Below are 16,981 nucleotides of genomic sequence, written 5' to 3'. Positions count from 1 at the left end.
AAACCGAAGGGCCGCCGGGAGGATCTCCCGGCGGCCCTTCGGCGTCGTTCGGGCTCAGCCCATGCCCGGGCGGCAGACCGTGCAGCCGCTCAGCCCGGCCTCCTCGGCCTCGACCACGGTCATCGTCTCCACGCCGTCGTCGTCTCCTCCCCCGACCAGGGGGCAGGACGGGTCGTGGAAGCGGCGGGTGCCGACGATCACCTTGACCGTCCCGGCGGACGGCTCGTCCCGGACGGCGGGGAACCCCCGGGGCGCGGTGTCGTCATCGGCGGTGTCGTCATCGGTGTCCCCTTCGCCGGAGACGTCGGCGGTCGCGACGGGGTCGCCGCCGTCCGCGGGACCGGAGGGGTCCGGGGACTTTCCGGAGGGGCCCGAGGGTCCCGGGGAGTCGCTCTCGCCGGAGCCGGAAGCCTCGGGGGCCTCGGACTCAGGGGCCTCGGATTCAGGGGCCTTGGAGGCGCCGGTCTCGCCGGAACCATCGGTCTCGGACGCGCCGACCTTTTTCGAGGCGTCGGCCTTGTCCGAGGCGTCGATCTCGTCGGAGGCGCCGGTCTCGTCGGAGGCGCCGGGTTCCGCCGAGGTGGAGTCGGCCGTCGACCGCGACCCGGCGCGCCCGGGAGCGGTCTCGGCCGGCTCCACCGGCTCGGAGTCGCCGGCCGCCCGTGCGGGGGCGGGCCGGCTCGTGGCCTTCCGGCTCTCGGCGGAAGGCGTCCCGGCGGTTTCGCGGTCACCGGGGACGGACCCGCCGCGCTCCGCGGAGTCGTCCGGAACCGGTCCGGCCACCTGGCCGGCCGGGGTCTCGTCGTGCGAGACCGGTTCGGCTACCTCGCCGGCCGGGGCCTCGTCGTGCGGGGCCTCGTCGTTCGGGGCGGGCTCGGTCTCCTCGTCGGCTGCCTGCTCACCGGCCTCCGCCCGGAGGTCGACGGCCGGGAACTCGCCGGTCTCGGGCTCGGCGTCCTCGGGTCCGCTCTGCTCCGGCTGCTCGATCGCGGTCTTTCCGGACCCGGCCTTCGCGGACCCGGTCGCGGTGGACCCGGCCTCAGCGGGCGCGTCCTCGGACCTGCCGGCCTCTGGCTTCGCGGGCACGGACTCGGCGGCCTCGGGCTCGGTGGGCTCGGGCCTGCCTGGCCTCGGCTCGGCGGCCTCGGCGGGCGCGGCACCGGCCGGAGCGGGCCCGGAGGCCGTCCGCTCGGCCGCCGGACCGGCCGCGCCACGGCTGAACCAGCTCGTGGCATCGGGGTCGTCGGAGGTCTCCGGCGCGGGCCGCGGGGGCCGGGCGGGAGACGGCGGCGCGGCCGTCCCCGAGGCGCCGGAAGGCGGGCCGTCCTGCGCGTCCGGTGCGGCGGACGCCTGGGCGGCGGGCCGGGTCGCCGGAGCCGGGGGTGCCGGCTCGGCGGGCGAGGCCACGGCGGCGGAGGCCGCCGGGGTCATCGAGGTCGCCGGGGGCACCGGGGCCGCGGACTGATCGGGAAGGCACGTGGTGCAGGGCGTGAAGCCCTCCTCCCGCGCCTCCTCCTGGGTGAGCTCCTCGTGATTCCGGCCGGTGAGCTGCCGGCATCCCGCGACGTGGTAGCGCCTGCGTCCCGGGACCACCAGGACGATCGCTCCGGCGTCCGGCAGGCCCCGCCTCGCGGCGGGGGAGGCGGCGACCCGGCCCGGCCGAGGCCGAGCCGGGGCGGTCGCCGTCTGCCGCGCCATCGGGTGGGGGACCGGCGTGGCCGGTCGGCCCGGTGGCATGTGCGGCGCGGTCACGGGGCCGGTGGGCGCCGGCTCCCTGGGCTGGAGCGGAGGGGTCGCTCCGGCGCGCCCGCCGGGGAACAGTTCGTGGCGGCGTAACAACGCCCCGATCACCAGGAAGACCGCGGACAGCACGCTGATCGCGATCGACCACATGACCAGAAAAGGTTTGGCCAGCACGAATCCCACGATGAGCAGGACGATGGCCGTGAGGACCAGACCGGCGCTGATGAGGATCACAGGGGAACTCCCGGATACGGGTCAGGGGGATGACCCGACACCCTAGCGCCGGTCGTTGTGGGGACCGTCAACGCCCTGGAAGGCACCCGAGTGCTGCGCCGGCTCGCCGCCGAACGGACCCGCGGCACCCTGCATCGGCTGCGGGGCGCCCGGCGTCACGGCGTGGGACATGGCCGGGGGACCGCCCACGATCGGGAACGCGCCGCTGCCCTCGCCCGCGACGTTCAGCTCGGCGAGCTGGTTCTCCAGGTAGAGCTTCAGGCGGCTGCGGTACTCCCGCTCGAAGCTGCGCAGCTCCTCGACCTTGCGCTCCAGCTCGTCGCGGTTCTGCACCAGCGAGCCCATGGCCTGCCGGTGCCGCTCCTGCGCGTCGCGCTCCAGCGTCTCGGCCCGTGCGCGGGCGTCGCCGATGACCTGCTCGGCCTGGCGGCGGGCCTTGCCGAGGATCTCGTCGGCCTCGCGGCGGGCCCGGGTCACCGTCTCGTCCGCCTCCCGGCGGGCGTCGGCGATCGCCTGGTCGGCCGTCTGCTGGGCCAGCGCGAGCACCCGTGCCGCGGTGTCCATGTTGTCCTCGGCCTGCGGCATGCCCATGGCGACGGGGACGGGCTGCTGGTGCTGGACGGGCTCCGGAGCGCGCATCGGCTCCGGCTGCTGCATCATCATCTCGGGCTTGGGCTCGGCGACGGGGGCGGGAGCCATGGCCATGTTGACGTTGCCGGGCACCTTGCCCCGCAGGCACTCCGCCAGCTTGGCGCGGAGCTCCTCGTTCTCCTGGATGAGGCGGTCCAGCTCGGACTCGACCTCGTCGAGGAAGGCGTCAACCTCTTCCTCGTCATACCCCGGCCTCAGCCGGGTCGTACTGAACTGCTTGTTCCGCACATCAGCGGGCGTCAGCGGCATTTCGGTCTCCTTGGCGCGCTTGGAGTCTGTCCGGAGGGACGGTACCCGATCAACGAAGCGCGGACACGAGTCGGATCAAGACCAAGACCACAATGAACAGCACTGTGAAGCTTAGGTCAAAGGCCACCGTACCCAACCGGAGTGGTGGAATGAAACGGCGGAGGAACTTGAGAGGTGGGTCGGTGACCGTGTACACGGCCTCCGCCAAGACGAGCACGGCCCCGGTGGGCCGCCACTGGTGCGCGAACGCCTGCACCGTCTCAAAGATCATTCTGCCGATCAGCAGAACCAGATAGAGAGAGAGGATGATGACCAAGATCTCGCTAACGATCCCCAAGGTCCGCCCTCGTCTCTGATCCGCTCCGCCGCTTCCGGTCTTGTCTGGACCTGTCCGGCCGGTCACTGTTCATGGTGGAACTCTAGCTCTGGTTGAAGAACCCGCGTTCCGCGATTCGGGCCTTGTCCTCGGCGGTCACCTCGACATTGGCTGGGGACAACAGGAACACCTTGTTGGTAACACGTTCAATGCTGCCATGTAGGCCAAAGACCAGACCTGCCGCGAAATCCACAAGCCTCTTGGCGTCGCTGTCAACCATCTCGGTCAGATTCATGATGACCGGGGTGCCGTCGCGGAAATGCTCCCCGATTGTCCGGGCCTCGTTGTAGGTGCGCGGATGAAGCGTGGTGATGCGCGCCAGATCGGTCGTACGACGCTCGATGACAGCCGTCGCGGGCCTCGGGGCGGGCACCCCGGGATCGGCCTCGTCCTCGCGGTCCTGGACCGCGCCGGGACGCTCCTCCCCCGTCCGCCGCGAGTCGTCGAACTCCTCGTACTCCTCGTCGGAATAGCTGTCGTATCTGTCGTAGCGGTCGTCCTCCACAAGACCGAGGTAGACCGCCATCTTGCGCATCGCGCCGGCCATCGCTGCTTCTTCCTCCGCCTTACTTCGCTTTGCCTGGGGCGGTAGCCGCACCCCCTTGGAGCTCACCACCGATCGACCTCTATCCGGGTACGCGGACGCCAAGGTCCACTTGAAGGGACATTACCTGACCAAGGGCTTCCGGCGACCGAGCAACGCCGTACCGACACGCAGGTGTGTCGCGCCGTTGGCGATGGCCTCCGTCATATCGCCGCTCATCCCCGCCGATATGACGTCCGCCCCCGGGTGGGTCTTCCGTACGGCCTCCGAGATCTCCCTCAGCCGGGCGAAGGCCCGGGACGGGTCCCCGCCCAGCGGCGCGACCGCCATCACCCCGCCCAGCCTCAGCCCGCCGGTCCCGGCGACCGCGTCGGCGAGCGCCGGGACCTCCTCCGGCCGCGCGCCACCGCGTCCGGGATCGCCGTCCAGGGCGACCTGCACCAGGCAGGTGACCTCCCGGCCCGCCCGGACCGCCTCCCGGCCCAGCGCGGACACCAGCCGGAGCCGGTCCACCGAGTGGACGACATCGGCGTAGGAGACCACCGAGCGGACCTTGTTGGTCTGCAACTGGCCGATGAAGTGCCAGGTCAGCCCCAGGTCGGCGCACTCGTGCGCCTTGGCCGAAGCCTCCTGGTCTCGGTTCTCCCCCACGTCGGCCACCCCCAGCTCGGCCAGCAGCCGCACGTCGGAGGCCGGGTAGGTCTTGCTCACCGCGACGAGCGTCAGCTCCTCGCGCCTGCGGCCGGCGGCCCGGCATGCCTCGGCGATGTCCGCCTCGACCCTGGCCAGACCGGCCGCGATCTCTTCACGTCGCGTTGTATCCGTCACTTCTCCGCCGCTCGAACCCCGACAAACCGGCGGAACCCATTCTTCCCTGTCACGGCCGGGCATCCCGCGGGCCCCCCGGCCGTGAGCAAAGTCACTTCAGGAAGTCGGGGACGTCGAGCTCCTCCTCCTGCTCCTCGAAGACCACCGGACGCCGCCGGGCGGTGTCCGGGATCCGCGCGGAGATGGGCGTGGGAGCGGGCGGTTCGGGCGCCGGGCGCGGGATCGACACCGGCGGGGCCGCCGGCTCCTCGGCGCGCGGCGGCTCGGGCTGCTCGACCGGCGCGTGGGCGGGCGCGGCGGGCTGGACCGGGTGGATCTGCTGGGCCGCCGGGGCCGGCACGGGCGGGTGCTCGACCGCCGGGGCGGGCTGCGGCGGGGTCACCGGGCGGACCGGCGCGGGCGGCTGCTCGACCCTGGGCTCGGCCCGGAACTCCGGCCGCGGCTCGGCCTTCACCGTGGGCGCCGCCGGACGGGCCGGCGGAGCCGCCGCGGGAGCCGTGGCCGGACGAGCGGGCGGCTGCTGCTGCGGCCGGGCCGCCTGAGGCACGGCCTTCTTCTCCTCCGCGACGGGCTCGTCGAAGCCGGCCGCGATCACGGTGACGCGGACCTCGTCGCCGAGGGCGTCGTCGATGACCGTACCGAAGATGATGTTGGCGTCCGGTGCCGCCGCGTTGGAGACGAGCTGGGCGGCCTCATTGATCTCGAACAGGCCGAGGTCGGAGCCGCCCGCGATCGACAGCAGCACGCCGTGCGCGCCGTCGATGCTGGCCTCCAGCAGCGGACTGGAGACGGCCATCTCCGCCGCCGCGACCGACCGGTCGTCGCCGCGCGCGTGGCCGATGCCCATGAGCGCCGAGCCCGCGCCGGACATCACCGACTTCACGTCGGCGAAGTCCAGGTTGATCAGACCGGGCGTGGTGATCAGGTCGGTGATGCCCTGGACACCGGAGAGCAGCACCTGGTCGGCCGCCTTGAAGGCGTCCAGCACGCTCACCTGCCGGTCGGAGATCGACAGCAGCCGGTCGTTCGGGATCACGATGAGGGTGTCGACCTCCTCGCGCAGGGTCTCGATGCCCGCCTCGGCCTGCATCGCCCGGCGCCGACCCTCGAAGCTGAACGGCCGGGTGACCACACCGATGGTCAGGGCGCCCAGGGACCGCGCGATGTTGGCCACCACGGGGGCGCCGCCGGTGCCGGTGCCACCGCCCTCACCGGCGGTGACGAAGACCATGTCGGCGCCCTTGAGGACCTCTTCGATCTCCTCGCGGTGGTCCTCGGCCGCCTTGCGCCCGACCTCGGGGTTGGCGCCCGCGCCGAGGCCGCGGGTGAGCTCTCGCCCCACGTCGAGCTTGACGTCGGCGTCACTCATCAGCAGCGCCTGAGCGTCGGTATTGATGGCGATGAACTCGACGCCCTTGAGTCCCTCCTCGATCATCCGGTTGACGGCGTTGACTCCGCCTCCGCCGATTCCTACAACCTTGATGACCGCGAGGTAGTTCTGCGGTGCTGCCACGACGAGGGGCCTTTCCGCTCGTTGACTTGCAATTTCCCGCGGCACGGGGTCCCGTGCCGTCGCTTTCAAAACTCTCACCCTCAAGTTGAGATTTAGATTTATGTCAACCTGAGGAGTGATACGGACAGTAGGAGTTACGCTCCGGGCGGGTCAACTAACCGGGCCCCAAGCGCGCCCGGCGTGTCGCGCGCTGTCCTTTTCCCGGCGCCCACGGCGAGGACGTCACTTCACCGTCACGACCTCGGGTGAGCTCACGTCATAGGTGTCCGCCCGGCTCCTCAGGAGCGTGGCGAGGATCCGCGCCTTGTCCGCGGAACGGTCGCGCCCGCCCCACACCACCGTGCGGCCGTCCTTCAGCCGCAGCGAGACGGTCTCGGGCGAGGGCGCGGCCACCTCCGCGACCCGCCCGGCCAGGCTCTCCGGCAGCGCCCCGACCACGGCCAGCGCCGCGACGGTCGCCGGATCGCCCGCCCCCGGGCGGTCCACCCGCAGCGTCGGAAGGCCCGGCGGCGCGACGTCCCGGACCTCGATCACCACACCGTGGCGGTCCACCAGCGCGGCGCGGTCCCCCTGCGGCACCACCGCCGCCGGCCTGCGCTCCACGACCCTGACCGCCAGCGTGCCCGGCCAGTCGCGGCTGACGGAGACCGACTCGACCCGGCGGATCGCGCCCACCTTCGCCTTGACCTCGGCCACGTCCACGGTGGCGAGCGGCCGGCCGGCGGCCACGCCCGTGGCCCGCCGGATCTCCTCGACCGGCAGGACCGCGTTGCCCGTCACCCGGATCTCCCGCACGCCGAGGACCGGTGAGAAGAACACCAGCCACACGACGCTGCCCACCACGCCCGCGGTGAGCAGTCCGAGGAAGGCCGTGCGCCAGACTCCGCTCAAAGGTCGCTCACCGTTCCCCGCTCGCTCCGCGGGCCGATCGTCCCTCACGGACCACTCCGCTCCCGCATCCGGCTCGCTCCCGGCTCAAAGGTCGCTCACCGTTCCCCGCTCGCTCCGCGGGCCGATCGTCCCTCACGGACCACTCCGCTCCCGCATCCGGCTCGCTCCCGGCTCAAAGGTCGCTCACCGTTCCCCGCTCGCTCCGCGGGCCGATCGTCCCTCACGGACCACTCCGCTCCCGCATCCGGCTCGCTCCCGGCTCAAAGGTCGCTCACCGCTCTCCCCCCTGCCCGGGTCACCGCGTGGCCAGCTCCGCCACGATCCGCGGACCCAGCTCGGTCACGTCGCCCGCCCCCATGGTGAGCACGATGTCGCCGGCCCTGGCCCGCTCCGCCACCAGGGCGGGGACGCTCTCCCGCTGCGGCGCGTAGCTCACCCGGTCCTCCGGGAGCGGCACCTTGCCCGCGACCAGGGCCCCGGAGACGCCCGGCTCGGGGTCCTCCCGCGCACCGTAGACGTCCAGGACGACCACCTCGTCGGCCAGGCCGAGGGCGGCGCCGAACTCGTCGGCGAAGAACCGCGTCCGGGAGTACAGGTGCGGCTGGAAGACCGCGATCACCCTGCCGGAGCCGGAGAAGGACGCCACCACGTCCCGTGCCGCGCGCAGGTCGGCCGCCAGCTCGGTCGGATGGTGGGCGTAGCTGTCGAAGACCGCGACCCCGCCGGCCTCGCCCTTGGCCTCGAACCGGCGCTTGGCCCCGGTGAAGGCGGCCAGGCCGTCGCGGATGTCGCCGAAGGAGATGCCCAGCTCGGCCGCGACGGCGATGACCGAGGCGGCGTTGAGGGCGTTGTGCCGGCCCGGTACGGCCAGCCTGACCCGGCCCAGGCCGCCGGCCGTGAAGGTTACGCCCAGGCCGTCCGGGGTGATGTCGCCCACCCGCAGGTCGGCGTCCTCGGTCTCGCCGTACGTGACGACCTTCAGGCCGCGGGCGCGGGCCACCGGCGCCAGGGCCGCGGAGCCCGGGTCGTCGGCGCAGAGCACCATGGTCCGGCCGACCCGCTCGACGAAGCGGGCGAAGCTGTCGTAGACCGCGCGGGGGTCGCCGTAGTTGTCCAGGTGGTCGGGCTCCACGTTGGTCACCACGGCGATGTCCGGGGCCAGCATCAGGAAGGAGCCGTCGCTCTCGTCGGCCTCGGCGACGAAGACCTCCCCGGCGCCCTCGTCGGCGCCCAGCCCGGTGGTCACCAGCTGCCCGCCGACGCAGTAGGACGGGTCGGCGCCGCACTTCTGCAGCGCCACCGTCAGCATCGACGTGGTGGTGGTCTTGCCGTGGGTGCCCGCCAGGGCGACGCCGGTCCGGCCCGCCATGACCGAGGCCAGCGCGGCGGCCCGCGGGATCACCCGCAGGCCCTGGCGCAGCGCCTCGCCCAGCTCCGGGTTGGAGTCGCGGATCGCAGTGGAGACCACGACCGTGTCGACGTTCTGGACGTGCGAGGCGGCGTGGCCGATGTGGACCCTCGCCCCCAGCCCCCGAAGCTCGTTGACCAGCTCGGAACCGCGGGAGTCACTGCCGGACACCCGCACGCCGCGCTTGAGCAGAATGCGGGCGATGCCGGACATGCCGGCACCGCCGATCCCGATGAAGTGGACCCGCCCCAGGTCTTCGGCCGCGACCGGATCCACCAACTTGACCAGGCTCATCGGCCGCTCACCACTCCCCGACTCCCATTCATCGGTCGTTCACCGTTCCCCGCCCAAAAGTCACTCGCCGCCGCCCGCTCAAGGTCGCTCACCACTCCTCGCTCACTCCGCGGGCCGAGCCGGGTCCGCTCCCCGTCACTCCACGCCCCGCGCGATCCGCAGCACCCGCCGGGCCAGCGCCATGTCGGCGTCCTTGCGGCCCATCCGGGAGGCGGCCTCCGACATGGAGACCACCCGCTCCGGGTCGGACAGCACGGGCAGCACGGTGTGGATGATCCACTCCGCGGTCAGCTCGGCGTCGTCGACCAGAAGGCCGCCCCCCGCCCGCACGATCGGCTCGGCGTTGAGCCGCTGCTCGCCGTTGCCGTGCGGGAGCGGGACGTACACCGCGGGCAGGCCCACCGCGGTCAGCTCGGCACAGGTGATGGCGCCGCCGCGGCACAGCGCGAAGTCGGCGGCGGCGTAGGCGAGGTCCATCCGGTCGACGTACTGCAGCACGACGTACTGGGGGTCGCCGGGCGGCGGCTCCTCCTCCAGCGTGTTGTTCGGGCCGATGATGTGCAGCACCTGGATCCCCGCGCGGCGCAGCACCGGGGCGGCGGCCAGGGCCGCCCGGTTGATCGAGCGCGCCCCCTGGGAGCCGCCGGTGACCAGCAGCGTCGGCAGATCGGCCTCCAGACCGAACCAGGAGCGCGCCTTGTCGCCCATGGACAGCCGGTCCAGCGAGGTGATCTCACGGCGGAGCGGGATCCCGATGTACTCGGCGCCGGACAGCGGCGTGTCCTGCTGGCCGATGAACACGTGGTCGGTCAGCCGCGCGCCCAGCCGGTTGGCCAGGCCGGGCCGCGGGTTGGCCTCGTGCACCACGATCGGCACGCCGCGGCGGCGCGCCCCGAGGTAGGCGGGGGTCGCGACGTAGCCGCCGAACCCGACGAGGACGTCGGCCCCGACCCGCTCCATGATGCCCGCCGCGGCGCCGATCGCGCCCGCCAGGCGGCCGGGCACGGTCAGCAGCTGCGGGGTGAGCGACCGGGGCAGCGGTACGGCGGGCACGAGCTCCAGCTCGTATCCCCGGGCCGGCACCAGCCGCGTCTCCAGGCCGCGTTCGGTGCCGAGGCAGGTGATCCCGATGCCGGGATCGAGTTGGCGCAGCGCGTCGGCCAGGGCCAGCGCCGGTTCGATGTGACCAGCCGTCCCGCCGCCGGCGAGGACCACCCTCATGTCGGTCCCTTCACGTATCGTCTTCCGTTGGCCGGCCGCCGTGTGCGGGCCGGACCACCCAGGCCAAGCCAGCTTAGGCCCCGCGCCGCCGGTCCCGGGCCACGCGCGGCCAGGGCCTCGCGCGCGCCGGGCTCCTGTTTGGCGAAGCTCAGCAGCATCCCGAGGGCGGCGAGCGTGGGCAGCAGGGCCGACCCGCCGTAGGAGACCAGCGGCAGCGGGATGCCGGTGATGGGCACCACGCCGATCACCGCGCCGATGTTGACGATCGCCTGCCCGACGATCCAGGCCACGATGGCGGCGGCGGCGAGCCGGACGAAGGCGTCCTTCACCCGGACGGCCACCCGCAGCCCGGCGTAGCCCAGCAGCCCGAAGAGGGCCACCACCACCAGGGTGCCCATCAGGCCGAGCTCCTCACCGATGATGGAGAAGATGAAGTCGCTCTCGGCGTGCGGGATCCAGCTCCACTTCTGCCGGCTGGAGCCCAGCCCCAGCCCGAACCAGCCGCCGCTGCCCATGGCGATCTGTCCCTGGACGGCCTGGTAGCCGGTGCTCTGCGCGTACTTCCACGGGTCCAGCCACGCCTCGACCCGGCCCAGGCGGTACCCCTCGGTGCTGATCATCACGACGGCCGCCAGCGCCGCGACGGCCAGGATGCCGCCGAACAGCCGCAGCGGTGCCCCGACCACCCACAGCAGGGCCAGGAAGATCATCATCAGCACGAGCGTGGTGCCGAGGTCGCTGCCCAGCATGACCAGCAGGGCCAGGATGACCGCGCCGGGTATGAGCGGGATGAACAGGTGGCGCCACTCCATCGTCCCGGAGCGCGCCCGGCGCGCCAGCAGGTCGGCCCCCCACAGCGCGAACGCGAGCTTGGCCGGCTCCGACGGCTGGATGGTCAGCTCGCCGATGTAGATCCACCGCTGTGCTCCGAGCTCCGACTGGCCGATGAACAGGACCAGGACCAGCCCCAGCACCGCCAGGACCATCAGCGGATAGCCCGCGAGCCGGAAGTACCGGACGGGGAGCCTCGAACAGATCCACATCAGCAGCAGCCCCAGGAGCATCGCGATGAGCTGCCGCCCGAACAGGGCGAACGCCGATCCCCTGGTTTGGAGCGCCTCGATGCTCGACGCCGACAGGACCATCATCAGCCCCAGAGCCATCAGCAGCGCGCTGACGCCTGCGAGCAGGTAGTACGAGAAGAGAGGGCGCCCCAACAGCTCCCTCACCCGCGCAAGCTGCTCCCGGGGAGTGTCAGAGTCCGCCGTTCGATCGGATCTGAAGATCATTCACCGCACCCCACGCAAGGCTAAAGAGATCAAATATCCATATTGACCGGAATGTCCGCGAATGATCCTATGAGTAAGCCAGGATCATGGTCCGAACGGCAGGAGAGCCGGTCGGCCACCGTACCCGGGTCGTCGTCGGCGACCGGTTCGACGGCGACCGCCACGACCCGGCACCCGGTCAGGGCTTCGCCTTCGCCCCGGCCCTGGACCGATACGAGCGGATCGCCATCCGCCGGGCGAGCGTCGCGAGGACCTTGAGGGTGTGGTCTCATGCGCTCTCAGGACCCTCGCGGCCCGTTCAGCCGCTCCAGGACGGCCCTGGCGAACGCGGCCCCGCGGGCGCCGTAGTTCGGGAACATGTCGAGGGAGGCCCCCGCGGGGGCGAGCAGCACGGTGTCCCCGGGGGTGGCTAGCCGGGCGGCTTCGGTGACGACGCGATCCATGACCCCAGTGTCTTGCCCCGCCACCTCCACCACCGGGACATTCTCGGCGTGTCGCGCCAGAGCCTGCCGGATCCGTTCGCGGTCGGCGCCCAGCAGCACCGCGCCGCGCAGCCGCGGCGCGGCCCGCCGTACCAGGTCGTCGACGTCGGCGCCCTTGAGCTGTCCGCCGGCGACCCAGACGATCGAGGGGTAGGCGGCGAGCGAGGCGGCGGCGGCGTGCGGGTTGGTCGCCTTGGAGTCGTCGACGTAGTCGACGCCGTCCACGGTCGCGACGTGCGCGATGCGGTGCGGGTCGGGGACGAAGTCGGCCAGGCCCTGTCGTACGGCCTCCGGGGGCACCCCGTAGGAGCGGGCCATGGTCGCGGCGGCGAGCGCGTTGGCGACGTTGTGCGGCGCGAACGGCCGGATGTCGGCGAAGCCCGCCAGCTCGGCCGCCTCGCGCCGCGGGTCGGCGGTGAACGCCCGGTCCACCAGCAGGTCCTCGACCACGCCGACCTGTCCGGGCCGCGGCACGTCGAGCGTGAAGCCGACGACGCGGGCGGCCCCGCCGGCGTACGGCTCGGCCAGGCGGGCCGGCCACTCGTCGTCGGCGTTGCAGACCACCGTGCCGGCCCGCTCGAAGATCCGCCCCTTGTCCCGGGCGTACGCCTCCAGGGAACCGTGCCAGTCGAGGTGGTCGGGCGCCACGTTGAGCACGGCGGCGGTGTGCGGGGCCAGGCTGGGCGAGCGGTGCAGCTGGAAGCTGGACAGCTCCACGGCCAGCACGTCCCAGGGCCCGCCGACGGCCTCCACGACGGGGGTGCCGACGTTCCCGGCGGCGAGCGCGCGGTGCCCGGCGGCGGCCAGCATGGCTGCGAGCATCCGTACCACGGTGGTCTTGCCGTTGGTGCCGGTCAGCGCGAGCCACGGCGCCGCGCCGGCCGGGCGCAGCCGCCAGCCGAGCTCGACCTCGCTGATCACCTCGATCCCGGCCGCCGCGGCGGCGGCCATCACGGGATGGTGCGGCGGCCAGCCGGTGGTGACGACCAGGGAGGCGCCGGCGGGCACCCCGGCGGGCTCGCCGAACCGGACCTCGACCCCCAGCCCGGCCAGCTCCGCCGCGGCGGCCCTGGCCTGCTCGCCGTCGCGGCCCTCCAGGACGACGACCTTCGCGCCCCGCCCGGCCAGCACGCGGGCGGCGGCGGTCCCGGAGACGCCGAGCCCGGCGACGACGACCGTGCCCCCGGCACCCCCGATGTCCCCGGCGCCCCCGATGCCGGTGGGATCCGCGGCCGTCACGGCTTGGGCATCCATTCGACGTAGAACAGCCCGAGGCCGGCGGCGGCGCACAGGGCGGCGATCAGCCAGAAGCGGACCACGATGGTCGTCTCGGCCCAGCCCGACAACTCGAAGTGGTGCTGGAGCGGCGCCATCCGGAAGACCCGTTTACCGGTCATCTTGAAGAACCCGACCTGGATGATCACCGACATCGTGATGACCACGCACATGCCGGCGAGGATGATGAGCAGGCCCTGGGTGCGGGTGGTGATGGCCAGGCCGGCGATCACGCCGCCCAGGGCCAGCGAGCCGGTGTCGCCCATGAAGATCTTGGCGGGCGGGGCGTTCCACCACAGGAAGCCGACCAGCGCGCCGAGCACGGCGGCGGCGACCACGGCCAGGTCGAGCGGGTCGCGGACCCAGTAACAGTTGGGGCTGAGCTGGACGGTGCAGCTGTTGCGCAGCTGCCAGTTGCCGATCAGCACGTAGGAGGCGAGCACCACGCCGGTCGCGCCGCTGGCCAGGCCGTCGAGGCCGTCGGTGAGGTTCACCGCGTTGGAGAAGCCCACGATCATGATGAGCACCCAGATCGTGAACCCGATGATGCCGATGGAGGGACCGAAGTCCCGCAGGAACGACAGCCGGGTCTCGGCGGGGGTGATGAGGTAGGCGTTGGGGAAGCGGGTCACCAGGACCGCGAAGACCGCGCCGACGATGAGCTGGCCCAGCGCCTTGGCGCCGCTGCGCAGGCCCAGGCTGCGCTGCTTGTAGATCTTGATGAAGTCGTCGAGGAAGCCGACCATGCCCAGGCCGGTCATCAGGAACAGCACCAGCAGCGCCGAGACGGTGGGCTGGGTCCAGGCGACCAGGTGGGCGCAGGCGAACCCGATCAGCGCCGCGATCACGATCACGGTGCCGCCCATGGTGGGGGTGCCGCGCTTGTCGTGGTGGCCGGAGGGTCCCTCCTCCCGGATGCTCTGGCCGTAGCCGCGCCGGGAGAACAGGCGGATCGCCAGCGGCGTGCCGAACATGGACAGCAGCAGGCTGACCGCCGCCGCGATGAGGATCTCCCTCATCGGCGTTCACCCCCGAGCAGGGCCTCGGCCACCCGCTCCAGGCCGGCCACGCGCGAGCCCTTGACCAGCACCACGTCGCCGGGCGCGAGGAGCGCCGAGAGCTCGGCGACGGCCGTCTCGACGTCGGGGACGTGCGTTATCCGGGGGACGTGCCCGCCCGCGGCGCGGGCCTCCGCGGCGGCGGCCTCTGCCCCGGCCAGGACGGGCCCGGCGTCGGCGCCGACGACGAACAGGGCTTCGAGGCCCGCGGCGGCGGCCGTCCGGCCCACGCCCTCGTTCAGCTCGGCGCCGTGCTCGCCCAGCTCGCTCGGGGAGGAGATGACCGCGAGGCGGCGCCGGCCCCCGGCGATGGCCCCGAGGGCGCCGAACGCGGCGCGCATGGACTCGGGGTTGGCGTTGTAGGCGTCGTTGATGACGGTGACGCCGTCCGCCCGGTCGGTGACCTCCATCCGCCAGCGGCTGCGGGGCTCGGCCTCCGACAGCTCCTCGGCGATGGTGGCGACCGGAAGTCCCAGCTCGTAGGCGGCGGCGGCCGCGGCGAGCGCGTTGTCCACGGCGTGCTCGCCGTACAGGCGCAGGGAGACCGGCGCGGCCCCGGAGGGGGTGCGCAGCGTGAAGGAGGCGCGTCCGCGCCCGTCGAGGGTGACGCCCTCGGCCCGCACCGCGGCGGTCTCGCCGCGGCCGTACCAGGTGACCCGGGCGCGGGTCCGGTCGGCCATCGCGGCCACCAGCGGGTCGTCGGCGTTCAGTACGGCGACGCCGTCGGCGGGCAGCGCCTCGACCAGCTCGCCCTTGGCCTTGGCGATGGCGTCCCGGCCGCCGAAGACCCCGATGTGCGCGCTGCCGACGTTGAGGACCACGCCGATCTTCGGCGGGGCGATCCTGGCGAGGTGGGCGATGTGCCCGACCCCCCGGGCACTGAGCTCCAGCACCAGGTAGCGGGTGCTCTCGTCGGCCCGCAGCACCGTCAGGGGGTGGCCGATCTCGTTGTTGTACGAGCCGACCGGCGCGACCGTGGGGCCGATCCGCGCGGTGAGGCGGGCCAGCAGGTCCTTGGTGGTGGTCTTGCCCGCCGAGCCCGTCACACCGATGACCGTGGCCGCCGGCAGCCCGGCGCAGACCGCCGTGGCCAGGTCGGCCAGGGCTCCCACGACGTCGCCGACGATGACCGCGGGGGCCTCGACGGGCCGGGAGGCCAGCACGGCTACGGCGCCCGCCTCCGCGGCGGCCGCGGCGAAGTCGTGCCCGTCGGCCCGCCCGCCCTTGACGGCGACGAACAGCGACCCCGGCTCGACGGCCCGGGAGTCCACGACGACCGGGCCGCGTACGACCGCGCGGGGGTCGGCCATGCCCGCGAGGGCGCCCGAGGTGATCTCGGCGATCCTGCCCAGCGGCAACGGGATCATGATGAGGCTTCCTTACTCTCCATACACGCCTGGCGCCCGGTACGGCTCCGCCGTCTGCCGATCGCGTCGGCCACCACTTGCCTGTCATCGAACGGGAGGACCCGGTCGCCGACGTACTGGCCCTGCTCGTGCCCCTTGCCGGCCACGACGACCACGTCGCCGGGACCCGCGCGGCCGATCGCCAGATCGATGGCCGCGGCCCGGTCCGGCTCAATGATCACATGAGCCCGCTCCTCCGGAGACACGCCGAGGATCCCGTCCATCATCTCGGCCAGGATCCGCAGAGGGTCCTCCGAGCGGGGGTTGTCGCTGGTGAGAATGGCCACATCGGCCAGCCGGGCGGCGGCGGCGCCCATCATGGGGCGTTTGCCGCGGTCGCGGTCGCCGCCGCAGCCCAGCACCACGGTCAGCCGGCCCTCGGTGACCTCGCGCAGCGAGCGCAGCACCGACTCCACGGCCCCGGGCTTGTGGGAGTAGTCCACGATGGCCTCGAAGCCGTCGGCGCCCGGCACCCGCTCCATCCGGCCGGGCACCCCGGCCAGCGTGCCGATCCCGGCCGCGGCGGCGCGCAGCGGCACCCCCGCCTCCACCAGGGCGACGATCGCGCCGAGGGCGTTGGCGACGTTGAACGGGCCGGGCAGCGCCACCGTGGCGTCCTCCTCGACGCCGCCGGGGCCCACCACGCGGAAGGAGCTGCCGTCGCCGCTCAGGCGCACGTCTGTGGCGCGCCAGTCGGCCTCCGCGGCCCCCTGGGCGGAGAAGGTGGTCATCGGGATCTTCGCCGTGCCGAGGAGCTCGCGGCCGTGGGCGTCGTCGATGTTGACGACCCCGGCGCGGCTCATCTCGGGGGTGAACAGCCGGGCCTTGGCGGCGAAGTAGTCGTCGAGGTCGCGGTGGAAGTCGAGGTGGTCCTGCGACAGGTTGGTGAACAGCGCGACGTCGTAGAGGATCCCGTCGACGCGGCCGAGGGCCAGCGCGTGACTGGAGACCTCCATCGCGGCGGCGGTGACGCCCCGCTCGCGCATGAGGGCGAACAGGCCCTGCAGGTCGCTGGCCTCCGGGGTGGTCAGTGTGGACTCGAAGCGCAGGTCGCCGGCGCGGATCTCCACGCCGCCGACGAGGCCGGTGGTGTGCCCGGCGGCCCGCAGCCCGGCCTCCAGCAGGAAGGTGCTGGTGGACTTGCCGCTGGTGCCGGTGACGCCGATGAGCGTGATGGCGGCGGCGGGCGCGCCGTACACCCAGGAGGAGACCTGGCCGAGCACGGCGCGCGGGTCGGGCACGACGAGGACCGGCAGGCCGGTCGCGACCGCCGCCTCCCGGCCCGCCTGGTCGGTCAGGACCGCGGCGGCGCCGGCGGCGAGGGCCTGGGCGCAGAAGTCGGCGCCGTGGGCCGTGGCGCCCGGCAGCGCGACGTAGAGGTCTCCGCGCCGGACCCGGCGGGAGTCGATGGTGACCCCGGACACCGCGGCGAGCGGCGCCCGCGACGTGCCGGAGGGCGCGCCGAGCAGGCTCGCCAGCCCCGACAGCGGCCGGGGCGAACTGGTTGAGGGTCGCATGG

14 protein-coding genes are annotated in these 16,981 nt (G+C 73.2%); all 14 read right to left on the bottom strand.

Annotated elements, in window-relative coordinates:
* Positions 1-54 precede the first annotated feature (54 nt).
* Entirely contained in the window at positions 55-1,977 is a 1,923-nt protein-coding gene (locus tag ACQP10_RS12325) for a hypothetical protein (protein ID WP_389998132.1), read from the bottom strand.
* Between the two features lie 42 nt (positions 1,978-2,019).
* On the bottom strand, positions 2,020-2,877 hold the full coding sequence (locus tag ACQP10_RS12320; RefSeq protein ID WP_346020312.1) for a DivIVA domain-containing protein: 858 nt from the start codon (positions 2,875-2,877) through the stop codon (positions 2,020-2,022).
* Positions 2,878-2,926: 49 nt separating this feature from the next.
* Entirely contained in the window at positions 2,927-3,214 is a 288-nt protein-coding gene (locus ACQP10_RS12315) for a YggT family protein (protein ID WP_179818404.1), read from the bottom strand.
* An 82-nt stretch (positions 3,215-3,296) separates the two neighbouring features.
* Complete coding sequence (locus tag ACQP10_RS12310; protein WP_179818405.1) at positions 3,297-3,800, bottom strand: cell division protein SepF; 504 nt, start codon at positions 3,798-3,800, stop codon at positions 3,297-3,299.
* Positions 3,801-3,920: 120 nt separating this feature from the next.
* Complete coding sequence (locus ACQP10_RS12305; RefSeq protein ID WP_386151049.1) at positions 3,921-4,625, bottom strand: YggS family pyridoxal phosphate-dependent enzyme; 705 nt, start codon at positions 4,623-4,625, stop codon at positions 3,921-3,923.
* Positions 4,626-4,716: 91 nt separating this feature from the next.
* Positions 4,717-6,138: a cell division protein FtsZ gene (gene ftsZ / locus ACQP10_RS12300; protein ID WP_389998126.1), complete on the bottom strand. Its 1,422-nt coding sequence runs from the start codon at positions 6,136-6,138 to the stop codon at positions 4,717-4,719.
* Between the two features lie 222 nt (positions 6,139-6,360).
* Positions 6,361-7,029: a cell division protein FtsQ/DivIB gene (locus ACQP10_RS12295; RefSeq protein WP_433541386.1), complete on the bottom strand. Its 669-nt coding sequence runs from the start codon at positions 7,027-7,029 to the stop codon at positions 6,361-6,363.
* A 295-nt stretch (positions 7,030-7,324) separates the two neighbouring features.
* On the bottom strand, positions 7,325-8,731 hold the full coding sequence (murC, locus tag ACQP10_RS12290) for a UDP-N-acetylmuramate--L-alanine ligase (protein ID WP_346020315.1): 1,407 nt from the start codon (positions 8,729-8,731) through the stop codon (positions 7,325-7,327).
* A gap of 135 nt (positions 8,732-8,866) precedes the next feature.
* Positions 8,867-9,952, bottom strand: a complete 1,086-nt coding sequence (gene murG / locus ACQP10_RS12285) for an undecaprenyldiphospho-muramoylpentapeptide beta-N-acetylglucosaminyltransferase (RefSeq protein ID WP_433541385.1) — start codon at positions 9,950-9,952, stop codon at positions 8,867-8,869.
* Positions 9,949-11,181, bottom strand: coding sequence for a putative lipid II flippase FtsW (ftsW, locus tag ACQP10_RS12280; protein ID WP_312872989.1), 1,233 nt, complete (start codon positions 11,179-11,181; stop codon positions 9,949-9,951). The genes murG and ftsW overlap by 4 nt, the downstream gene beginning before the upstream one ends.
* Positions 11,182-11,519: 338 nt before the next feature.
* Entirely contained in the window at positions 11,520-12,977 is a 1,458-nt protein-coding gene (murD, locus tag ACQP10_RS12275; RefSeq protein ID WP_389998114.1) for a UDP-N-acetylmuramoyl-L-alanine--D-glutamate ligase, read from the bottom strand.
* Positions 12,959-14,017 carry a phospho-N-acetylmuramoyl-pentapeptide-transferase gene (gene mraY, locus ACQP10_RS12270; protein WP_179818413.1) on the bottom strand — a complete coding sequence of 353 codons (1,059 nt, stop codon included), beginning with the start codon at positions 14,015-14,017 and terminating at the stop codon, positions 12,959-12,961. Before mraY ends, murD begins: the two co-directional genes overlap by 19 nt.
* Positions 14,014-15,423, bottom strand: a complete 1,410-nt coding sequence (locus ACQP10_RS12265; protein ID WP_389998110.1) for a UDP-N-acetylmuramoyl-tripeptide--D-alanyl-D-alanine ligase — start codon at positions 15,421-15,423, stop codon at positions 14,014-14,016. Before ACQP10_RS12265 ends, mraY begins: the two co-directional genes overlap by 4 nt.
* Complete coding sequence (locus ACQP10_RS12260; protein ID WP_389998107.1) at positions 15,420-16,979, bottom strand: UDP-N-acetylmuramoyl-L-alanyl-D-glutamate--2,6-diaminopimelate ligase; 1,560 nt, start codon at positions 16,977-16,979, stop codon at positions 15,420-15,422. Before ACQP10_RS12260 ends, ACQP10_RS12265 begins: the two co-directional genes overlap by 4 nt.
* Positions 16,980-16,981: the final 2 nt, after the last annotated feature.

The organism is Streptosporangium sandarakinum (assembly GCF_050942225.1).
GTDB lineage: Bacteria > Actinomycetota > Actinomycetes > Streptosporangiales > Streptosporangiaceae > Streptosporangium > Streptosporangium nondiastaticum.
The sequence above is the reverse complement of the archived record's forward strand: the minus strand, read 5'-3'. Positions and strand labels throughout refer to the sequence as shown.